Raw genomic sequence first — 18,507 nt, 5'->3', positions numbered from 1 at the left:
TCCCTTCACAGACGAGCGTCCTATAATTACTCACGTAGGAAATATATTGAGATGTTCAACCGGACGCCCGAATTATTTGGCCGACCTAAAACAGAACGTTCTTTAGGGTGGCCTAAAGATTCGACACCATGACAGGCCAGGACATCTGTGTCATGGTTCCGACGATACGGAACCCCGAGTGTATGCGCGAATACTTCGACAACGCCCGCGAACACGGGTTCGACCTGGACCGACTGTTCGTGGTCCTCATCACCGAGGACTTCTGTGACAGCGAGTCCATGCAGGCGATGCTCGACGAGGAGGGCGTCGACGGGACGGTCTTCGACGAGAGCGCTCGCGGCGAGTGGTACGACGAGCACGGCATCAGCGAGTTCTCGCATCTCGTTCCCGCAGCGAGTCACGCCCAGACCTCTTTCGGCCTGCTGTATCTCTGGGCCCAGGACTACGATTACGGGGTCTTCATCGACGACGACACCGCGCCCCACGAGACCGTCGACTTCTTCGGCACCCACATGGATAACCTCGCCTTCGAGGGCGAAATCGAACGTGTCCAGTCCGACGAGCACTGGGTGAACGTCCTCTACCAGAACGAGGACGACCACGGGCTCTACCCACGTGGCTACCCCTACGCGGCGATGGACGAGACCGTCGAGACCGACACCGCCGAGGTCGAGCGCGTCGTCGCCTCACAGGGACTGTGGACGAACGTCCCGGACCTGGACGCCGTGCGTATCCTGATGGACGGCGACCTGCAGGGCCAGGCCCAGACCCGCACCTCCGCGGCTGACTTCGACGGCGATTTCGTCGCCGCCGAGGGGAACTACCTCACTGTCTGTTCGATGAATCTGGCCTTCCGCCGGGAGGTCGTCCCCGCGTTCTACCAGCTCCCGATGGACGACAACGAGTGGGACGTGGGTCGCTTCGACGACATCTGGTCTGGACTCTTCCTCAAACGCGCCTGCGACGTACTGGGCGGGAAGATATACAACGGCGACCCGCTGTGTGAGCACAACAAGGCCCCGCGGTCGACGTTCTCGGACCTCACGAACGAGGTTCACGGGCTCGAACTCAACGAGCACGTCTGGGAAGAGGTCGACGCGGTCGGCGACGACGCCGACTCCTACCGCGAGGTCTTCCAGGCGATGGCCGACCGGCTCGCCGACGGGGACTACTCCGAGTGGGAGAACGGCGCCTTCCTCAACCACTGCGGCGAGTACATGCGCGACTGGCTCGACTGTCTGGCCGCGCTGGAAGCCTCGTCCCGAGAAACGGCCGAGCCGGCACCGCCAGCCGCCGACGACTGAAAACGCAAACCATTTAGGCAAACCTAAAACAAATTCAACCAACCATGACTGATTCAAACACCAGTTCCTCCCGACGACGTTTCCTCGCGCTGGGCGGTGCGACCGCTGCCGGCTCGCTCGCCGGCTGTTTCGGCCTCTTCAGCAACGACAACAGCAACCAGGTGGGCGTTTCGCTCTCGGACTTCCGGGGCTCCGGCCCGCTGGTCGAATCCCGCGGCCAGCCCGGCGGGACCTCCATCAAGGACCTGCCTCCGCTCGAAGGCGAACTGACCGTCTACGTCGGCGGCGGCGAAGGGGGCCTCTATCTCGACCTGCTCAAGCTCTTCGAGCAGGCCTACGACGGCTTCTCGGTCAACCAGCGCGTCGAGGGGTCCAGCAGTCTCGCCAACACCATCATCGAGGAAAACGACAACAACGCGACCCGCGCCGACGTGTTCATGTCCGTCGACGCTGGCTCGCTCGGCGCCGTCGCCAACGCCGGTGCGACCCAGTCCCTCCCCAGCGAGGCGCTGAACGCGGTTCCCGGGAGCTTTCAGGACGGCGACGGCCGCTGGGTCGGCTTCGCTGGCCGCGCCCGTGCCATCCCGTACAACACGAACCAGCTCTCCCCGTCTGACATTCCGAACAAAGTCAGCGAGTTCCCCAACAGCGGCGTGCTGGAGGGGACGATGGGGTGGGCGCCCACTTACGGCGCGTTCCAGTCCTTTATCACGGCGATGCGGCTGAACCGCTCCGACGACGCTGCCCGCTCGTGGCTGGAATCGATGCAAAACCACGGCATCACCGAGTACGGCAACGAGTTCGCCGTTTCCAACAGCGCCGCGGACGGCGAGCTCGCGGCCGGGTTCGCGAACCACTACTACTCACTCCGTGTCCGCAGTGGGCGTCAAAACGCGCCGCTCGACCTGTACTTCACCGAGGGCGACGCCGGTGCGCTGGTGAACGTCTCCGGTCTGGAGATACTGAACGGAACGCAGAAGGGCGAGCTCGCGGGTAACTTCGTCCGACACGTCCTCTCCTCGGAGGCCCAGGAGTTCTTCGCGACCCGCGCGTTCGCCTATCCGATGATCGAGGGCGTCCCGCCGGTCGGCGGCCTCCCGCGCATCGACGAGCTGAACCCGCCGGATATCGACCTCACCGAACTCGCGGACGTCTCGGGGACCGTCGAGCTGATGCGCGACGCCGGCGTCCTCTGAGATGGGTGCGAGCGACCGTCTGGACCGGATTCGCGAGCGAGCGAGCGTCGCCGACCGCGACGCCGACGAGCCGACGGTCCTTGCACTCGTCGTCACCGCCATCTCCTTGCTCTTGCTCTCGCCAATCGCCTGGGTCCTCATCGAGGCCAGCGAGATGCCGACCGACCGGCTGGTCGAACTCGTCGTCAGCGATACGACGACGACGGTCACTCTCAACACGCTCGTGCTGGTTGCCGCCGTCACCGCCATGTCGGTGTGTATCGGCGTCCCGCTGGCGCTGCTGACGGTCCAGACCGACCTCCCGTTCAAACGGTTCTGGACTGTCACCGCGGCGCTCCCGCTGGTGGTGCCCAGTTACATCGGCGCCTTTGCGTTCGTCTCGGCCTTTGGCCCCCGTGGGGAACTGGCGGACCTGCTCGCGCCGCTGGGAATCGAGTCGCTACCGACCATCTACGGGCTCCCAGGGGCAGTCCTCGTGTTGACGCTGTTTACGTACCCCTACGTCTTCCTGACGACGCGAGCGTCGCTCATATCCTTCGACGGGACGGCCGTCGAAGCCGCCCGGACGCTGAACGCCAGCCGCTGGGACGCGTTCAAACGCGTCACGCTCCCCCAGATTCTACCGGGCATCGCCGCCGGCGCCCTCCTGGTGGCGCTGTACACGCTCTCGGACTTCGGGACGCCCGCGATTATGCGCTACGACGTGTTCACGCGCATGATATTCGTCGAGGAGCAGGCCAGAAACTTAGACGCCGCCGCCGTCCTCTCCCTACTCCTGCTCGTCATGGCGATGGCCATCCTCGCCGTCGAGTCACGCATCGGTGCCAGCCGCGACGGCGCGTACGTCTCCAGCGGGGACCGCCGCGCCGGCGAAATCAAACTGGGCTACTGGAAACTACCGGCGATGGGGTTCTGTGCCCTCATCGCCACGCTCTGTCTGGCGCTGCCCATCGGCATCCTCGGGCTCTGGCTGGTCCGGTCGACGGCAGCGGCGCCCGCGGGGTTCGTCTTCGAGGCCCAGCACGTCACGAACTCGGTCACGCTCGCGGCCGGCGCGGCCGCGCTCTGTGTCGTCGTCGCGCTCCCCATCGCCTATCTCTCGGCCCGGGGCGACGGGCGGCTCTCCTCGCTGCCCGAGCGGGTGTCCTACGTCGGCTATGCCGTCCCCGGCGTCGTCATCGGGCTCTCGCTCATCTACCTCGCGCTGCGTTTCGTCCCGTTCCTCTACCAGAGCCTGTTCGTCCTCGTGTTCGCGTACGTCGTCCGTTTTCTCCCCCAGGCCGTCGGTACAACGGAGTCCTCGGTGTTACAGGTCGACCCCAGCTACATCGAGGCGGCCCGCTCGCTGGGCTACGGGCCGATAACGTCGTTCCGAAAGGTCGTCCTGCCGCTGGTCGCGCCCGGTATCGCCGCCGGCGCGGCGCTCGTCTTCCTGACGACGATGAAAGAGCTGCCGGCGACGCTAATGTTACGGCCTATCGGCTTCGAGACCATCGTAACGTACATCTGGCTGGTCCGCGGAGCAGCATATCAAGGACAGGCGGCCGTCCCGGCGCTGATTCTCGTCGGCGTCTCGGGACTCTCGATGCTCATCATCCTCAGACAGGAGGCCTAATATGGGAACACAGAAACCATCACAGCGGATTTCCGAGTTCGAAACGGTAGAGACGGCGGTCGACGACCCCGAACGGACCGTCCTCTCTATCGACGGTGTGTCGAAAGAGTACGGCCGTGAGACCGCCGTCGAGGAACTCTCGCTGTCGGTCAAGGACGGGGAGCTGCTGACCCTGCTGGGGCCCTCTGGCTGTGGGAAGACGACCACGCTCCGGATGATCGCGGGGCTCGAAGAACCGTCCTCGGGAACCATCAGTATCGCCGGGGAGACGGTGACCGCCGACGCGGACGGCCCGTTCAGAAAGCCCGAGGAGCGCGACGTGGGCATCGTCTTCCAGGACTACGCCCTCTTCCCCCATCTCACCGTCGGCGAGAACATCGCCTTCGGACTGGACGAGCTCGACAGCGACGAGACCGACGCCAGGGTCGCCGAGCTGCTGGAACTGGTCGACCTGGAGGCCCACGAGGCAAAGATGCCCAGTCAGCTCTCTGGCGGCCAGCAACAGCGGGTCGCGCTGGCCCGGTCGCTGGCCCCCGAGCCGGACGTCCTCCTGCTCGACGAGCCGTTCTCGAACCTCGATGTCCGCCTTCGCGTCGAGATGCGCGAGGAGGTCCGGCGCATCCTCAAGCGGGCCGGCGTCACCGCCATCTCGGTGACCCACGACCAGGAGGAGGCCCTCTCCATCAGCGACCGCGTCGCCATCATGAACGACGGCGACATCGCCCAGGTGGGCAACCCCGGCGAGGTGTTCGAGAACCCGGAGAGTCGCTTCGTCGCGAGCTTCCTCGGGCAGGCGAGTTTCCTCTCGGCCCGCGTCACCGACAGGCTCGAGACCGGGCTGGGCAGTTTCGGTCTCGAACTGCTCAACGGCCCAATCGAGGCCTACGACGGCGCGATGATAGACGTGCTGGTGCGCCCCGACGACCTGCAGGCGATGCCGACCAGCGAGCCGAAAGCCGACGGCTACGTCGTCCACCGACAGTACAACGGCCCCAACTTCATCTACCGGGTCGAGCTGCACAGCGGCGACGTGGTCCACTGCATGCACAACCACGTCGAGACGTTCGAGGCCGGCCAGCCGGTCGAGGTCGACCTGGTCGCCGACCACGAGCTGGCCTGGTATCCCGCCGAATGAACCGCCTGCGACGACCCCGCGTGCAGGCGGCGCTCGTCGCGCTCCTGGGCGGGGTCGTCGTCTATACGCTCGCACACGTCGTCTTTCCGTACCACACGAGCAACCACGACGAAGCGGTCTACCTCCAGCAGGCAGCGATGTTGCTGGAGGGGCAGCTCTTCTTGCGCCCGCCGGTCGACGGGCCGTTCCGGCCGTGGTTCTTCGTCGAGAGCGGGCAGGGCCTGTACTCGAAGTACACGCCACCGACAGCGGCGATGTTCGCCGTCGGCAAGCTGCTGGGTGGGTACCGTATCGCACTCGGCCTCATCGCGACCGGTGCGCTGGTTGGGACCTACCACACTGTCCGGGAGGCCTTCGACGCCCGGACCGGCGTCGTCGCGACGATACTGATGCTCGCGTCGCCGCTGTTCGTCGTGGAAGCCTCCATCTTCCTCTCGTACGTGCCGGCACTGTTCTGGAACCTCACCTTTGGGGCGTCGTACCTCCACGCCGACCGGACCGGCAGTCGCCGGACCGCGACGCTCGCGGGACTCGCCGTCGGTATCGCCTTCTTCACCCGGCCCTACACGGCGGTGCTGTTCGCGACGCCGTTTATCCTGCACGCGCTCTGGACGCTCCGCGAACAGGGGCGTGGGGCCCTCGACCGGGTCGGGTTGACCGCGCTGTTCGGCCTGGTCGGCGTCGCGGTCACGCTGGGGTACAACGCCGTGCTGACCGGCCACCCGACCGTCTTCCCCTACCAGGCGTTCGCGCCGCTTGACGGGCTGGGCTTTGGCTACCGGGAGATTGCGGGCTACTCGCGGACCTTCACGCCACAGCTGTCGCTGCGGGCCAACGCCGAGGTGCTCGTGCTGTTCGCGACAGAGTGGGTCGTCGCCGGCCCGTTCGGGATACTCGCCGCGCTGGTGGGCCTGTGGACCGTCCGACAGCGCGGGTTCGACGACCGCCAGCTCGCGCTCGCGGGCATCGCCGTCACCGTCCCCCTGGGGAACCTCCTCTTCTGGGGGAACCTGAACATCCTCGGTGAACTCGCGGACCCCTCGGACGGTCTCGTCTCCTTCTTCGGACCGTACTACCACACCGACCTGCTCGTCCCGGTCGTCGCCTTCGGTGCGGTCGGGCTGCTTGCCGCCGTCGAGTGGGGCCGCGAGACGCTCCCGGACCACGTGAGCGCCGAGCGCGCGGGACCGGCCGTGACCGCACTGTTGCTCGTTGGCGCGGCCGTGGCTGGCAGTGTCGCCGTCGCCGCCGTCGCTGCGCCGGTCGAAGAGAACTACGACGTGACCCAGCAGTACGAACAGGCCTACGAACCCTTCGACGGCCGGGAGCTGGACGACACCGTCGTCTTCCTCCCACAGACCTACGGCAACTGGCTCAATCACCCGTTCCAGATGCTTCGCAACGACCCCGGGTTCGACGGCGAGACGGTGTATGCCATGCAGCGCCAGCAGTTCGCCGTCGTCGACAGCTATCCCGACCGGACCTACTACCGCTACGTCTACCGGGGTCAGTGGGCGCCGTTCCTGGACCAGTCGGTCGAGCCGCGGCTCCAGCGGGTTCGGGTGACGAGCGGCGACTCGGTCACGACGGAGATAACTGCCACGGTACCCGAAGCGGCGGAGTCGGTCACCGTCCAGATCAACAACGGGACGGCAAACACCAGCGCGAACGAGTACACCACCACACCCGACGTGACGGAACTCTCCTTGCGACTGGACACCGACGCGAACCGGAGCCGACTCAGCGGCGACGCCATCGAGGAGAGCATCGCCGTGCCGACACCGGAGCGGGGCACAGTGACGGTCGTCGCCTTCGTCGATTACGGCGCAGACAGAGCGGTAAAGTACCGCTGGGCCCTTCCGGTAAACGAGACGGGCACGGGCGTCCGGGCGCTGACACCACGGATGGAGGTGTGCTGGTCCGAACGGCTCTGTGGCGGGCAGGCCGCCTACGTTCCCAGAAGCCACGGTGACGAAATCACACTCGAGGCCAGGGTGACACAAGGATGAGAGAACTCGACAGACGCGACGTGTTGACAGCGCTCGGCGCAGCCGGCATCACCGTCGGCGGTGGCGCGGCGCTGCTCGAATGGGCCGACGACGAGGATGGCGAGCCGCTCGTCACCGACCACCAGCGCCGCACGCTCCACGCGGTCGCGACGACCGTCTACCCGAGCGAGGTCAGCGGCGTCGAATCGTTCGTCGACGGCTACATGTCCCGGCGGTTGCGAGCCGATACGGACCGCGCCGACAGCGTCATCGACGCGCTGTCGGAGCTGAACAGCTACGCGCTGGACTGGGAAGACGCCACCTTTCCCGACCTGACGGCACAGAAGCGGGACGAGACGCTCCGGGCGATGGGCGTCGCCGAGGCAGACCCGATTCCTGACGGCGCAGCCCGGGAGCGCGTGCGCTACTATCTGGTCAACGAACTGGTGTACGGGCTCTACAGCTCGCCCACTGGCGGGGAGCTCGTCGGTATCGAGAACCCGCAGGGCTACCCCGGCGGGACCGAGAGCTACCAGCAACCGCCCGACGGCAGGTGAGCGACCGACTGTCGACGCCCAGCCCGACCGCCTATCGAAGCCGCTCTTCGAACGCGACTTTCAGGATGGACTTGGCGATGGCCGCGCCGCCCTCGAAGGGGTCCAGTTTCGTCTCGCCCTTGCGCTCGTCGTACTCGATGGGCCGTTCGCGCACGTCGTAGCCACGCATCAGCGGCCGCATCAGCAGCTCCGCCGAGAGGCCGGTGTTCTCGGTCCAGCGTATCTGGTGGAGGAGGCCGCGCCGGTAGGCCCGCATCCCGGTGGTCGTGTCGTGGACGCGCTTGCCCATCGCGACTGAGGCAAGCAGCGCGAACAGCTCGTTGCCGAGCTTGTTCAGCCCCGGCATCTCCTCGGCCCCGTAGTAGAGCCGGTCGCCGCTGACGACGTCGGCGCCGTCGTTTATCTCCGCGAGGAAGTCGGGCAGACGCTCCATCGGGTAAGTGTCGTCGCAGTCGGTGGTGACGACGACCGGCCGCTCCGGCGCCAGGACGGCCGCACGGACGGCGACGCCGTAGCCCTGTGGCTCCTGCTCGATGACCGTCGCGCCGTGCTCGCGGGCGATTTCGGGCGTACGGTCGCTGGAGCCGTCGACACAGACCACTTCCGCTCGGCCGTCGGTGACCGAGTCGATGTCTTCGAGGACAGTGGCGATGGCGTCTTCCTCGTTGTAGGTGCCCATCACGACGGCGAGGTCGTCGAACGTGAACGCCGAATCTGTCTCGCTGGACTGCTGTGAACTCATTACGCTACCTCTCTCGCGGGGGTTTTAGTATTTTTAGGTTCGCCAAAATTATCGTCAGTGGGCCGACATCTGGGCCGGCACCACTCACACCGTCGGCGGGGCGTCTCTGCCGACCCGAATCTCGTAGGCTTCGATGTCCTCGTAGGCTGCGACCTGGCCGCCGATGTCGACCGGCCCGTCCTCGGTCATGACGACCAGCGTCGCCACCTCGCGGTTCGGTCCGAACGACACCTCCTCGACACGGCCCTCGACGACCCAGCTCTCGCCCGACTCGACCTCGCGGCCCTCGATAGTGGCGTAGAACTCCCCGTCGAGGTCGGCCAGGTCGGAGATACACCGCCGGATGGTGCCGTAGCGCCGCGGGAAGGGAAGCTCCGAATCGTCGCTGGCTATCTCGTCGGCGGTCGTCCAGAGGACGGTGTTGAGGAAGGCCGAGACCAGGAATCCCAGCTCCGAGCGGTTGAATATGACGCCGTAGCGTTCGGCTGCGCCACGGACCGACTCCCGGGTCGCGTACATCGAATAGTCCCCGTCGGCGACCGCCGCGACCGGCGTCGTGATACCCCGGCGTCCCTTCACCCTGGTCGCGACGGCGTCGTAGTCAAAATCGGCCGGGTCGGGGGCGTCTGCGGCCGGCGACAGCAGGATTTCCGTGGCGATTCCCGCTTCCCGCCGACTCCGGAGGGTACTCTCGAAGCGCGAAAGCAGCGACGGCGTCAGCGAGAGCATGAGTTCGTACTCGGCGGCGTCGATGATGTCCTCCAGATAGCGCAAGATAGTGGGTCTGGACTTGACGAGGGAGACGGCTTCGGGCTCGCGGGCAGGCGCAGTGTAGCGAGCGGAGAGGTCCTCGACCAGGTCGTCCAGCGAGTTCTGGATGTCGCCGAAGGACTCGCGCGGGTCGATGGCGAGGACCTTCATCGGCCGGGATTCCTTGAGTTCGACGAGTCCGACGTCGCCGAGGCTCCGGACGGTGTCGTACACCCTGGGCTGGGGGATGTCCGTCCGCTCGGCGATCTCCGAGGCGGTCAGCTCCCCGTGCTGGAGCACGGCCAGATACGCGGTTATCTCGTACTCGCCGAGGTTGAACCGCGAGATGACCCCGTCGAGTGCCGCCTCAAGCTCGTCGGTTGGCATGCGAGACGGTTGGCCGGAGCGCTACAAAGAAGTTCGGACCACCATGGTCTGTACCCGATACGGTGGCGATCGAAAAACCGGCAGACGTTTCCCGATTGGTCGTTCTACAGCGTGTCGAACTCGACGACGCCCTTTATCTGGTCGTCGTCGTCCTCGAAGGCCGCCTCGAGGTTCTCCGGACCCACGACCGTCGTCACGAGGTCGTCGAGTAGCCAGTCGGGCATCTCCGCGAGGGTGTCGACGGCGGCCTCGAAGTGCTTGACGTGGGAGTTGACCGTGCCGATGAGACACTTGTTGTGCAGGACGATCTCCTTGTGGAGGGTCCCGCCGTCGATTTCGAACTCCCAGGGGCCGGGGATACCGAGCAGGGCGCCGACGCCGTTGGGTGCGAGCGCGTGGACGGTCTGGACGGCGTGGGGCGCATACCCCGTCGCCTCGAAGACGTAGTCGACGGCCTCGTGGGCGTCGGGAAGCGCCTCGACGCTGGTCTCGCGGGAGTCGACGTAGGTCGCACCGAGTTCGTCGATGATATCGATAGTCGGGTCGGGGCGGTCCCGACGGCCGACACAGTAGGTACGGTCGAAGTCGCGGCCGAGCATCCACAGCGTCAGCAGGCCCAGGGTTCCGTTGCCCAGCACACAGGCCGATTCGGGCCGCCACTCGAAGGGCTCCCGGGTCGAGAACGCGTGGTCGTTGGCCTTCTCGGCGATGGAGATGGGTTCGACCAGCATCCCGTATTCGGCCAGCGCCTCGGGAATCGGGACGAGGGTGTCGGCGGGCGAGGTGAAATACTCCGCCATGAACCCGTGGTCGCCGACGATACCGCGCTCGACGTACTCGCCGTCGGGTGCCATATCGGGCTCGCCGCGTCGGAAGTACTCGTTTGTCTCCCCGTTGGGTTTCCGCCGGACGGTCGGCACGACGACCTGTCCCGCTTCGAGCCCGGAGCCGTTGCCGTCTTCGACGACGCCGACGGCCTCGTGGCCCAGAATCATGTGGTCCGAATCCTCGGGGTACCCGCCGTGTGAGCCGGCGACGACCTCGTGGTCGGTGCCGTCGACCCCGACGCGTAACGTCCTGACCAGTGCCTCACCCTCGGTCGGAACCGGGCGCTCTACGTCGAGTCGCTCCACACCCTCGCCCTCGCGAGTGACACCGATAGCCTTCATACCTGAACCTCCGTGGAGGCATGGTTAAAATTGTCCATGGTGGTCACAGAGATATGGCCCGCCCCTCCTCACTGGAGCGGTAGATGGCGTCCAGCACCCGCTGGACGGTCAGGGCCTGTTCGACGGTGTTGGTTCCGGGTGGTTCACCGGCCGTGGCACTTTCGACGAACTCCTCTAGCTCGATGCCGTGGGCGTCGTCGGCCGCCGTCTCGACCTGGGACGTCCGGTGGTGGTTCACGCCGGTCGAGACGGTCTCGTAGAGCTCCATCTCGTCGCTACTCAGGTCGAGTTTGGCACCCGCGTCGGTGCCACGGACGACGTACTCCTGGCTGTCAGGGCGGTTCGAGGCCCAGGCCACCTCGAGGGCGATGGTGGAGCCGTCGGCACACCGGATAAATGCAGAGGCCGAGTCGTCTACGTCGAACCCCGACGAGCCGTGGTCTTCACCCCACATATTCACGTAAGCGTACTCCGAGCGGGTGCCGAAGGTCGCTCGGGTCTGGCCGGAGACCTCGACCACCTCCGGAAAGTCGAGCAGAAACAGCGAGAGGTCGATAGCGTGGACGCCGATGTCGATGAGCGCGCCGCCGCCGGCCAGCGCCTTGCGTGTGAACCACGACCCGCGGCCGGGGACGCCGCGTCGGCGGAGGTAGTTGGCTTCGATGTGGTCGAGCTGGCCCATCGTCCCGTCGTCGCGGTAGCCCAGCAGGGCCTGGACCGGGTTCCGAAAGCGGTTGTGGAATCCGACCATGCAGAAGCCGTCGGCCGCCTGAGCGGCCTCGGCAATTCGCTCGGCGCTACCGACGGTGTGGGCCAGCGGTTTCTCCACGAACACGTCCAGGCCCGCTTCGAGCGCGCCGACGACGTACTCCTCGTGGAACTTGTTGGGTGTCGTCACCAGCACCGCGTCGACGTCCGCATAGAGGTCGGCCTGTTGTTCGTAGACGGTCGCGTCGTACTGGGCGGCAAAGCGCCCACGCGCATCTGGGTCGACGTCCAGTCCGGCAGCGATGACGTCGCCGTAGCCAGCCTTCTGAAGGCGGTCACAGTGCAGTCGGGCGATATTTCCGAGACCGATAACGCCCAGTTTGATTGAATGTTCCTCGTTCATTATGTTAGGAAAGGAACCGGAGACTGATATTACTCCGGTTAGTACAACTGTTGTTCGCGCTCGTCACGTTCCTGCTCGCGTTCCGCTTCAGCTTTCTCGGCCCGTCGACCGCGGCGATATCGGACGATTCCGGGGATAATCTTGTTCTTCAGGTCCAGGGCGAACGACGCGATACCGTAGGCCCAGAAGAAAAACAGCAGTACCATCCCGCCCCAGTAGACCGTCGCTACGAGTGTCGATGCCATGATTAGTCGTCCGATTCGGCCTCGCCCTCGGTCACGCTCTCGCTGTTCCAGGCCGCCTCGAGCGAGTGGGTGATGGCCTCCCCCGTTGCGGTGTCGAACAGGTGGACGTTGCTCCGGTCGATGACCACTTGCATATCCTCGTCTTCGGCGATGTCCGAGTCGGGGTCGATGCTCATCAGCAGCTGGTCGTTGGTGGCCTGCTCCTGTGACATCGACGTCTCGCCCTGGCCCAGCAGCATGTAGGCGAATATCTCGTCGCCCATCGGTTCGAGGATGTCCGTCCGGGTGTCGATGAGCGAGGAGGGGTCGGATACCTCGTCGCGCAGCGCACCCGGGTAGATGTCCTCCGGCCGGATTCCGATGGTCACGCTGTCGCCGACACCGACGCCGTCGACGGTCGACGGGTCGAACGCGATCGAGAAGTTCTTCGTCTCGATTTGGTCGTTCTCGACTGTCCCCTCGACGAAGTTCATCGACGGGGAGCCGATGAAGCCGGCGACGAAGAGGTTGTCCGGCTCGTTGTAACAGGTCAGCGGCGGGGCTATCTGCTGGAGACTGCCGCTGTTGAGGACGGCGATGCGGTCCGAGAGCGTCATCGCCTCCTCCTGGTCGTGGGTGACGTAGATGATGGTGGTGTCAAGCTCCTTGTGCAGGCGCTGGAGTTCGGTCCGCATGTGGACCTTGAGCTTGGCGTCCAAGTTCGCCAGGGGCTCGTCCATCAGGAAGACGTCCGGTTCGCGAACGATGGCGCGGGCGATGGCGACACGCTGGCGCTGGCCGCCGGACATCTCCTCGGGCATCCGCCCGAGCATCCCCTCTAGCTGGACGATGTCGGCCGCGCGCTCGACGCGGCGGTCGATCTCCTCGGTGGGGTAGTCCCGGAGCCGCAGTCCAAAGGAGATGTTGTCGTAGACGTCCATGTGCGGAAAGAGCGCGATGTTCTGGAACACCATCGCGATGCCGCGGTCCTTCGGGGGGAGGTTCGTGACGTCGCGGTCGCCGATGTGTATCGTCCCCTCGGTGGGGATGGTCAGTCCGGCGATGGTCTCCATGGTGGTCGACTTCCCACAGCCGGAGGGACCGACGAAGCAGATGAACTCCCCGTGGTCGATATCGAGGTTCATGTCGTCGACCGCGGTGACTACATCTCCCTGGTCGTCGTAGCGTTTCGTGACGTTTTCGAGTTTGAGTTTTGCCATTGTTATTCCTTGAGTGCGCCTGAGGTGAGTCCGCTGACGATGCGCTCCTGAGCGACGATGACGAGTATCACGACCGGCAGGACGCCGATGATGCTCGCGGCCGCCATGAGGTTGTACTGGGTGGTGTACTGGGTCTGATAGCTGAGGATACCGCCGACGATGGGCGACCACCTGGCCGCCTCCGTCGAGGTCGCCATTATCGAGCTGAAGAAGTACTCGTTGTAGACGGCGATGAAGGTCAACACGGCGGCCGTCGCTACACCGGGAGCCGACAGCGGCATGATGACCCGGAACAACGCGCCCAGCCTGGTCGTCCCCTCGACGCGAGCGGCGTCCTCCAGGCCGTCCGGAATCTGGCCGTAGAACGTCGTGAGGATGAAGATAGACAGCGGCATGAACAGCGCGCTAAATGGCAACACCATCGACCCCGGCGTGTTCAGCAGGCGCGGCGGCGTGAACAGCGGAATCTCGGTAAAGGGCAGCGTTATCGGCGCGTTCCCGGCGAAGGCCTGGAACAGCGGGATGACGAAGGCCGCGGGCGGGAAGTAGCTGACAGCCAGAATCCCGAGCATCAGGAACGCCCGCCCGGGGAAGCGCAGTCGGCCGAAGACATACCCCGCGAGACTCGCCACGACGATGACGATGACCGTCGTCGTCACAGCCAGCGCGAAGCTGTTCAGCATGTACAGGTGGAACGGGACCTGCTCGAAGACGGTGATAAAGGCCTCCGGGTTGAACCCCTTCGGGACCGGCAGCGGGAACGTCGCGCTGACGCCGAAGAGGTCGACGCTCGGCAGGAAGCTCCCGGAGAGCAGGCGGCCCGAGGGTGTCACCGCCAGTACGAGCAGCCAGTAGAACGGGAACAGCGTCGTCACGAGGAAGAATACCATCGCGACGTAGAACAGCGCTCGGTACACCTTCTCCGGGTTCTGGATGGCCGACTGCGTCCACCGTGCCAGTGGTCCCTCGCTACTGTTGTCGTCGTCTGTTGTGGTAGCCATGTTAGATCGCGTCCTCCCCTTGCCAGGCGATGAGTCCCATCACGGCGACGCCGATGATGGCTGCCGTGACGAAAGCGATTGCCGCAGCGGTCCCTTCGCGGGTGTTGAACGTCGCCACGACCATACAGGACAGCGACGGGACGACCGAACAGCTCGACACGGTGTCGATGATACCGTAGACCCGCATCGCCTGCACGGAGCGGAAGAGTACGGCGACGCCGATGGTCGGCAGGATGAGCGGGAACGTGATGAGCTTGAACTGCTGCCACTTGCTCGCGCCCGCGACCTTCGCCACGTCGTAGAGCCCGCGGTCGATGCTCTGGAGCCCGGCGAGGATGAGCAGTGCCATAAAGGCCGAGGTCTTCCAGATGTCGGCGACGATGATGATGAACGTCGCGCTCGCGGTGTCGTTCAGCGTGTTCGTCGGTGCCAGCAATCCGAGGTCTGCGAGTGGGGCCGTCGCGAACCCGACGTTCGAGTTGAACATCAGGAAGAAAACCATCCCCTGGATGACGATTGGCACCGCCCACGGGATGATGATAGCCGCACGGACCCATTTCCGTCCGGAGAAATCCTGGTCGAGGATGAGCGCTTGCCCGAGTCCGATAACTGTCTCGAAGGCGACACTCACCACGGCAAAGATAATCGTCACGACGAGCGCACTGTTGAGCAGGGCGTTCAGCGACAGCGACGACGGGATAAACGTCGTTCCGCCGGGCAGGAAGCGGTTCTTCCCACCGGTGAACAGCTGGACGTAGTTGTCGATGCCGACGAAACTCCTGCCGGTCAGGTCCAGCGACGTCGCGTACAGCGACAGTTCGAAGGTTCGGAGTAGCGGGTACAGCGCGACGACACCGAGGAGGACGAACACGGGGATGAGCAACAGATACGCGTACTGCGTGTCGCTCAGATTCTCCATCCAGCGCATCGCGTCGACGAGCACGCCCGAGCGGCGCGACTCACGTCCCGTCTCGGTGCTCATCTGTGTGACCCTCCGTAAGCGGTCGTTACCATAATGATTAATTAATTGGTTTTCGCTTCAATCTGTCGACGCTTACTGCGACTCGGTGTCTTCGAGCGCGCTCTGGAGCGTGGCCATGGCGTCGGCCGAGGAGGCCTCCTGACCGACGGCGCGGTTGGCTTGCTGAGCGATGTTCGTCGACTGGTCGCTCCAGACGGCCGTCACGGGTCGGGCCATCGTGTTGTTACCGGCGACCTGCAGCGTGTCCATGTAGCGGCCCACGACGTCGACGTTCTGGGCGTCGCTGGAGTTGAACAGCTCGGGACGTGGCGGCAGCCACCCCTGGATGGACAGCAGTTCGAGCTGGAACTCCGGCTCCATCGCGGCGCGGATGACCGAGACGACGTCCTCCTGGTTGTTGATGTTCGGGTTGACGGTCATGTGCCAGCCACCGAGGGCCGACGTGGTGCCGCCGGTGCCGGGCTGGGCGGCGTCGCTCTCGGAGACCGCGTACGGCATCGGCATCGCGCCGAGATTCTCGCCCAGGGCGGGGTCCTCCGTATTGTCCGGGTTCCGACCGGTCAGTGCGAGCGAGTAGGGCCAGTTGCGGTGGAAGACGGAGTTGCCCTCCGCGAACGGCGCGCGGGACGCCTCTTCGATCCAGCCGAGGATGTTGGTCGGCGTAAAGCCGCCACCGTAGCTGCTGAACTGGTCTTCGGCGTCCTCGTCGTGGACGAACTTCCGCATCATGTTCAGCGCGCTGATGGTCTCGGGCTCGTTGACCGTGACCGGGCGGTCGCCGATGGGGCCAAAGAGGTTCTCGCGGCCGCCGAAGTAGGCACCGCCCCACGAGGACATAATCTCGTTGAACGTACAGCAGGCGGTCCCCTCGTAGATGTCCCACTGGGTTGTGAAGCCGTAGTCGGTGTCGGCGTTGTCGTTGACATCCTCGGCGATGTTCGACCACCGTTCCCACGTCATGGGCTCCGTAGCCCAGTTTTCGCCCTCGGGATTGTAGCCGGCTTCCTCGACGAGGTCCTTGCGGTACTGCATCGTCGGGAAGTCCGGGAACACCGGCACGCCGAAGAGGTCACCACTCCCCGGGTCTCGTGCCGTGTCGGTGAATGCACTGAAGTAGTTGTCCGCGACGTCGCTGACCAGTTCCTCGGGGAGTGCCTCCGAGAGGTTCTGGAGCTGGCCGCGCTGGATGAAGATGTTCGTCCAGCCGTTGTCCATCAGGAACATGTCGGGGTCGGTCTCCCCGGCGTTCAGGAGGCGGTTGTAGTTCGACCGGGCCGCGCCAGTGTCCTGGTCTCGTGGGACGAACTCGACCGTGATGTCCTCCGAGAGCCCGTTTTCGTAGAGGGCGTCCTTGATAGCGTCACCGTTGTTCTGGACCGCGACGGGGTCGAAACCCCACGTTACTGTCCGGCCCGAACCGCCTCGGCCGCCACCACCGATGAGGTCTGCACAGCCGGCCAACCCGGCCGTCAGTCCCGATACTCCGGCAGCCTGAACGAACCGCCGTCGCGATACTCCTGACGAACGAACGCCGCGTGTGTCATCCTGCGACATATCTGTTCAGTTCTGACGTGGGGTAGTACTTAACTATTGCCCATAATTAACCACAGTCGTTGTTAACAACTCCTCTGAGAGGGGACAACAGCTATTGTTACTGATAAATACCGATTGAAGTCAACAATCATTATATAAACGACCCGGAACGCTGCGACCGCCACGGCGGCGACGGACGCTTAAACGCGTGAACTGTATTACTGTTTATTTCTCGCGCGCGAGACGGGCGACACAGCGTGACCGACTCGCAAAACGGCGGTGGACGAGCGTCGCCCTGGTCGGAAAAGTGGTATGGCGGGAGTGCAGCCCAATCCCGGACGCTGGCCGACTAGTCGTATCGGACGTCGGTTATCGTGATTTCGGTGGCTTCGATGGTCTCGAGGACGGCCCCCCAGCCGCCGATGTCGTACACTTCGCCGTCGGCTTCGAGAGTGAGCGTGATACGGCCCGCCAGCTGGGCCAGCGGCACTGGCTCCTGTCGGCCCATGGAACTCCCGGTGTAGTCGATGTCGACGACCCGCCCGGTCAGGTCGACCGGCTCTTTGGTCTCTGTCTCGTACCCCTGGACACGTGCCTGGACCGTCGCGCCCTTCCCCAGAATCGGTTCCAGGTCACGGACCGCGTGGCGCAGGTCCACGTAGGTCGTCGGCGTCTCGGGCGTCCGAATCGTGTACACCGTCTCCCATATCTCCCAGAGACAGGTCAGGAAAAACCAGTGGAACAGGTAGGTGTGCGTGCGGTCGTTGACGAGGACGCCGTACTCGTTGACGGACTGTTGGTGGGGCGCAAAGCAGGTCCAGCGACGGTCGACCAGCACCAGGAACGGGGAGGGGATATCCCGATGGCGGGCCTCGGTGCAGGTGCCCTCTATCTCCGCGCCGTCGGGGATGTCGTCGTCGGGAGTCGTACAGATGCTGAGCTTGATATTGACGCCCCGGTCGTGGGCCGCGGCCAGTTCCGACCGGAGCGCGCGGAACTGCTCGGTGTCGACGCCGAGCTGAATCTGCTGTTCCGCCGACGAGATGAGTTCTTTGGCCCGCTTGAGCACCGTGTCGAACCGTTTGACGATGCTCACCTCGTGGTCGGTCATCTCCGGCTCGTTCCACCGCTCCTCGATGTCCGACGCGGCGTCGAGATACTTGCTCGACTGCGACCGGAGGTTCTCGAGGACACCCTGGGGGTCGTGGGCCCGCGCCGTGAGCGAGTCCTGCTGGAAGGTCTCGATGTATCCCTTCGATTCGAGGTCCCGCAACACGTCGTAAATCCGCGGGTCCGGTACCTCGGAGGCATCCGCGATATCCGTCGCAGAGGCCGTGCCAAGTCCCAGCAACGCGACGTAGGCCTCCGCCTGATAGGGGGAGAGGCCGGCGTCTTCCAGTACCTCGGTCAGTTCGTCGTCGTCCATTCGTGTCCCTGCTCGGTTGTCGGTTGATATCTGTCTCTTGATTCCATCTTTCACACCCCGTGCGGTTATTTTTCAGACGTGATTGTGGATACTTCCATACTTCGGTACGCCACAGACAGTCGTCGCGTGGGTAATCCGTGCAATTCAATAACAATGCACGTTGTAAA

The 18,507-nt window shown here is 64.8% G+C and carries 16 protein-coding genes; 6 read left to right on the top strand and 10 right to left on the bottom strand.

Annotated elements, in window-relative coordinates:
- Positions 1 to 128 precede the first annotated feature (128 nt).
- From EGD98_RS05535 to EGD98_RS05510, 6 genes are read left to right on the top strand one after another with little or no spacing between them, the layout of a single operon-like run.
- Positions 129 to 1,304 carry an alpha-1 4-glucan-protein synthase gene (locus EGD98_RS05535; RefSeq protein ID WP_220587353.1) on the top strand — a complete coding sequence of 392 codons (1,176 nt, stop codon included), beginning with the start codon at positions 129 to 131 and terminating at the stop codon, positions 1,302 to 1,304.
- A gap of 44 nt (positions 1,305 to 1,348) precedes the next feature.
- Positions 1,349 to 2,500, top strand: coding sequence for an extracellular solute-binding protein (locus EGD98_RS05530; protein ID WP_220587352.1), 1,152 nt, complete (start codon positions 1,349 to 1,351; stop codon positions 2,498 to 2,500).
- A gap of 1 nt (position 2,501) precedes the next feature.
- The gene (locus EGD98_RS05525) at positions 2,502 to 4,115 is read left to right on the top strand and encodes an ABC transporter permease (protein WP_220587351.1); all 1,614 of its coding nucleotides are present in this window, start codon (positions 2,502 to 2,504) and stop codon (positions 4,113 to 4,115) included.
- Position 4,116: 1 nt separating this feature from the next.
- Positions 4,117 to 5,250, top strand: coding sequence for an ABC transporter ATP-binding protein (locus EGD98_RS05520; RefSeq protein WP_220587350.1), 1,134 nt, complete (start codon positions 4,117 to 4,119; stop codon positions 5,248 to 5,250).
- A complete protein-coding gene (locus EGD98_RS05515; RefSeq protein WP_220587349.1) occupies positions 5,247 to 7,259 on the top strand; it encodes an ArnT family glycosyltransferase in 2,013 nt (670 codons plus the stop codon). The genes EGD98_RS05520 and EGD98_RS05515 overlap by 4 nt, the downstream gene beginning before the upstream one ends.
- A complete protein-coding gene (locus EGD98_RS05510) occupies positions 7,256 to 7,795 on the top strand; it encodes a gluconate 2-dehydrogenase subunit 3 family protein (RefSeq protein WP_220587348.1) in 540 nt (179 codons plus the stop codon). Before EGD98_RS05515 ends, EGD98_RS05510 begins: the two co-directional genes overlap by 4 nt.
- A gap of 31 nt (positions 7,796 to 7,826) precedes the next feature.
- Here the strand turns inward: EGD98_RS05510 and EGD98_RS05505 are convergent, their stop codons facing one another.
- The 10 genes from EGD98_RS05505 to EGD98_RS05460 form a co-directional block, all read right to left on the bottom strand.
- Entirely contained in the window at positions 7,827 to 8,537 is a 711-nt protein-coding gene (locus EGD98_RS05505) for a dolichyl-phosphate hexose transferase (protein WP_220587347.1), read from the bottom strand.
- An 84-nt stretch (positions 8,538 to 8,621) separates the two neighbouring features.
- Positions 8,622 to 9,674 carry an HTH-type sugar sensing transcriptional regulator TrmB gene (gene trmB, locus EGD98_RS05500; protein WP_220587346.1) on the bottom strand — a complete coding sequence of 351 codons (1,053 nt, stop codon included), beginning with the start codon at positions 9,672 to 9,674 and terminating at the stop codon, positions 8,622 to 8,624.
- 104 nt (positions 9,675 to 9,778) lie between these two features.
- Positions 9,779 to 10,843, bottom strand: coding sequence for a glucose 1-dehydrogenase (locus EGD98_RS05495; RefSeq protein WP_220587345.1), 1,065 nt, complete (start codon positions 10,841 to 10,843; stop codon positions 9,779 to 9,781).
- Positions 10,844 to 10,886: 43 nt separating this feature from the next.
- Positions 10,887 to 11,954, bottom strand: a complete 1,068-nt coding sequence (locus EGD98_RS05490; protein ID WP_220587344.1) for a Gfo/Idh/MocA family protein — start codon at positions 11,952 to 11,954, stop codon at positions 10,887 to 10,889.
- Between the two features lie 38 nt (positions 11,955 to 11,992).
- Complete coding sequence (locus tag EGD98_RS05485) at positions 11,993 to 12,199, bottom strand: DUF8005 family protein (RefSeq protein ID WP_220587343.1); 207 nt, start codon at positions 12,197 to 12,199, stop codon at positions 11,993 to 11,995.
- 2 nt (positions 12,200 to 12,201) lie between these two features.
- Positions 12,202 to 13,398: an ABC transporter ATP-binding protein gene (locus tag EGD98_RS05480; RefSeq protein ID WP_220587342.1), complete on the bottom strand. Its 1,197-nt coding sequence runs from the start codon at positions 13,396 to 13,398 to the stop codon at positions 12,202 to 12,204.
- 2 nt (positions 13,399 to 13,400) lie between these two features.
- Positions 13,401 to 14,399, bottom strand: a complete 999-nt coding sequence (locus EGD98_RS05475; protein WP_220587341.1) for a carbohydrate ABC transporter permease — start codon at positions 14,397 to 14,399, stop codon at positions 13,401 to 13,403.
- 1 nt (position 14,400) lies between these two features.
- Positions 14,401 to 15,381 (bottom strand): carbohydrate ABC transporter permease, encoded by a 981-nt coding sequence (locus tag EGD98_RS05470; RefSeq protein WP_220587340.1) that lies wholly within the window; start codon positions 15,379 to 15,381, stop codon positions 14,401 to 14,403.
- 72 nt (positions 15,382 to 15,453) lie between these two features.
- Positions 15,454 to 16,935, bottom strand: a complete 1,482-nt coding sequence (locus tag EGD98_RS05465; protein WP_220587339.1) for a substrate-binding domain-containing protein — start codon at positions 16,933 to 16,935, stop codon at positions 15,454 to 15,456.
- Positions 16,936 to 17,263: 328 nt separating this feature from the next.
- Complete coding sequence (locus EGD98_RS05460) at positions 17,264 to 18,340, bottom strand: TrmB family transcriptional regulator (protein ID WP_220587338.1); 1,077 nt, start codon at positions 18,338 to 18,340, stop codon at positions 17,264 to 17,266.
- Between the last annotated feature and the right edge of the window lie 167 nt (positions 18,341 to 18,507).

It is taken from the genome of Haloarcula salinisoli (assembly GCF_019599405.1).
Classification (GTDB): domain Archaea; phylum Halobacteriota; class Halobacteria; order Halobacteriales; family Haloarculaceae; genus Haloarcula; species Haloarcula salinisoli.
This window is presented reverse-complemented; position numbering and strand designations above follow the sequence as displayed.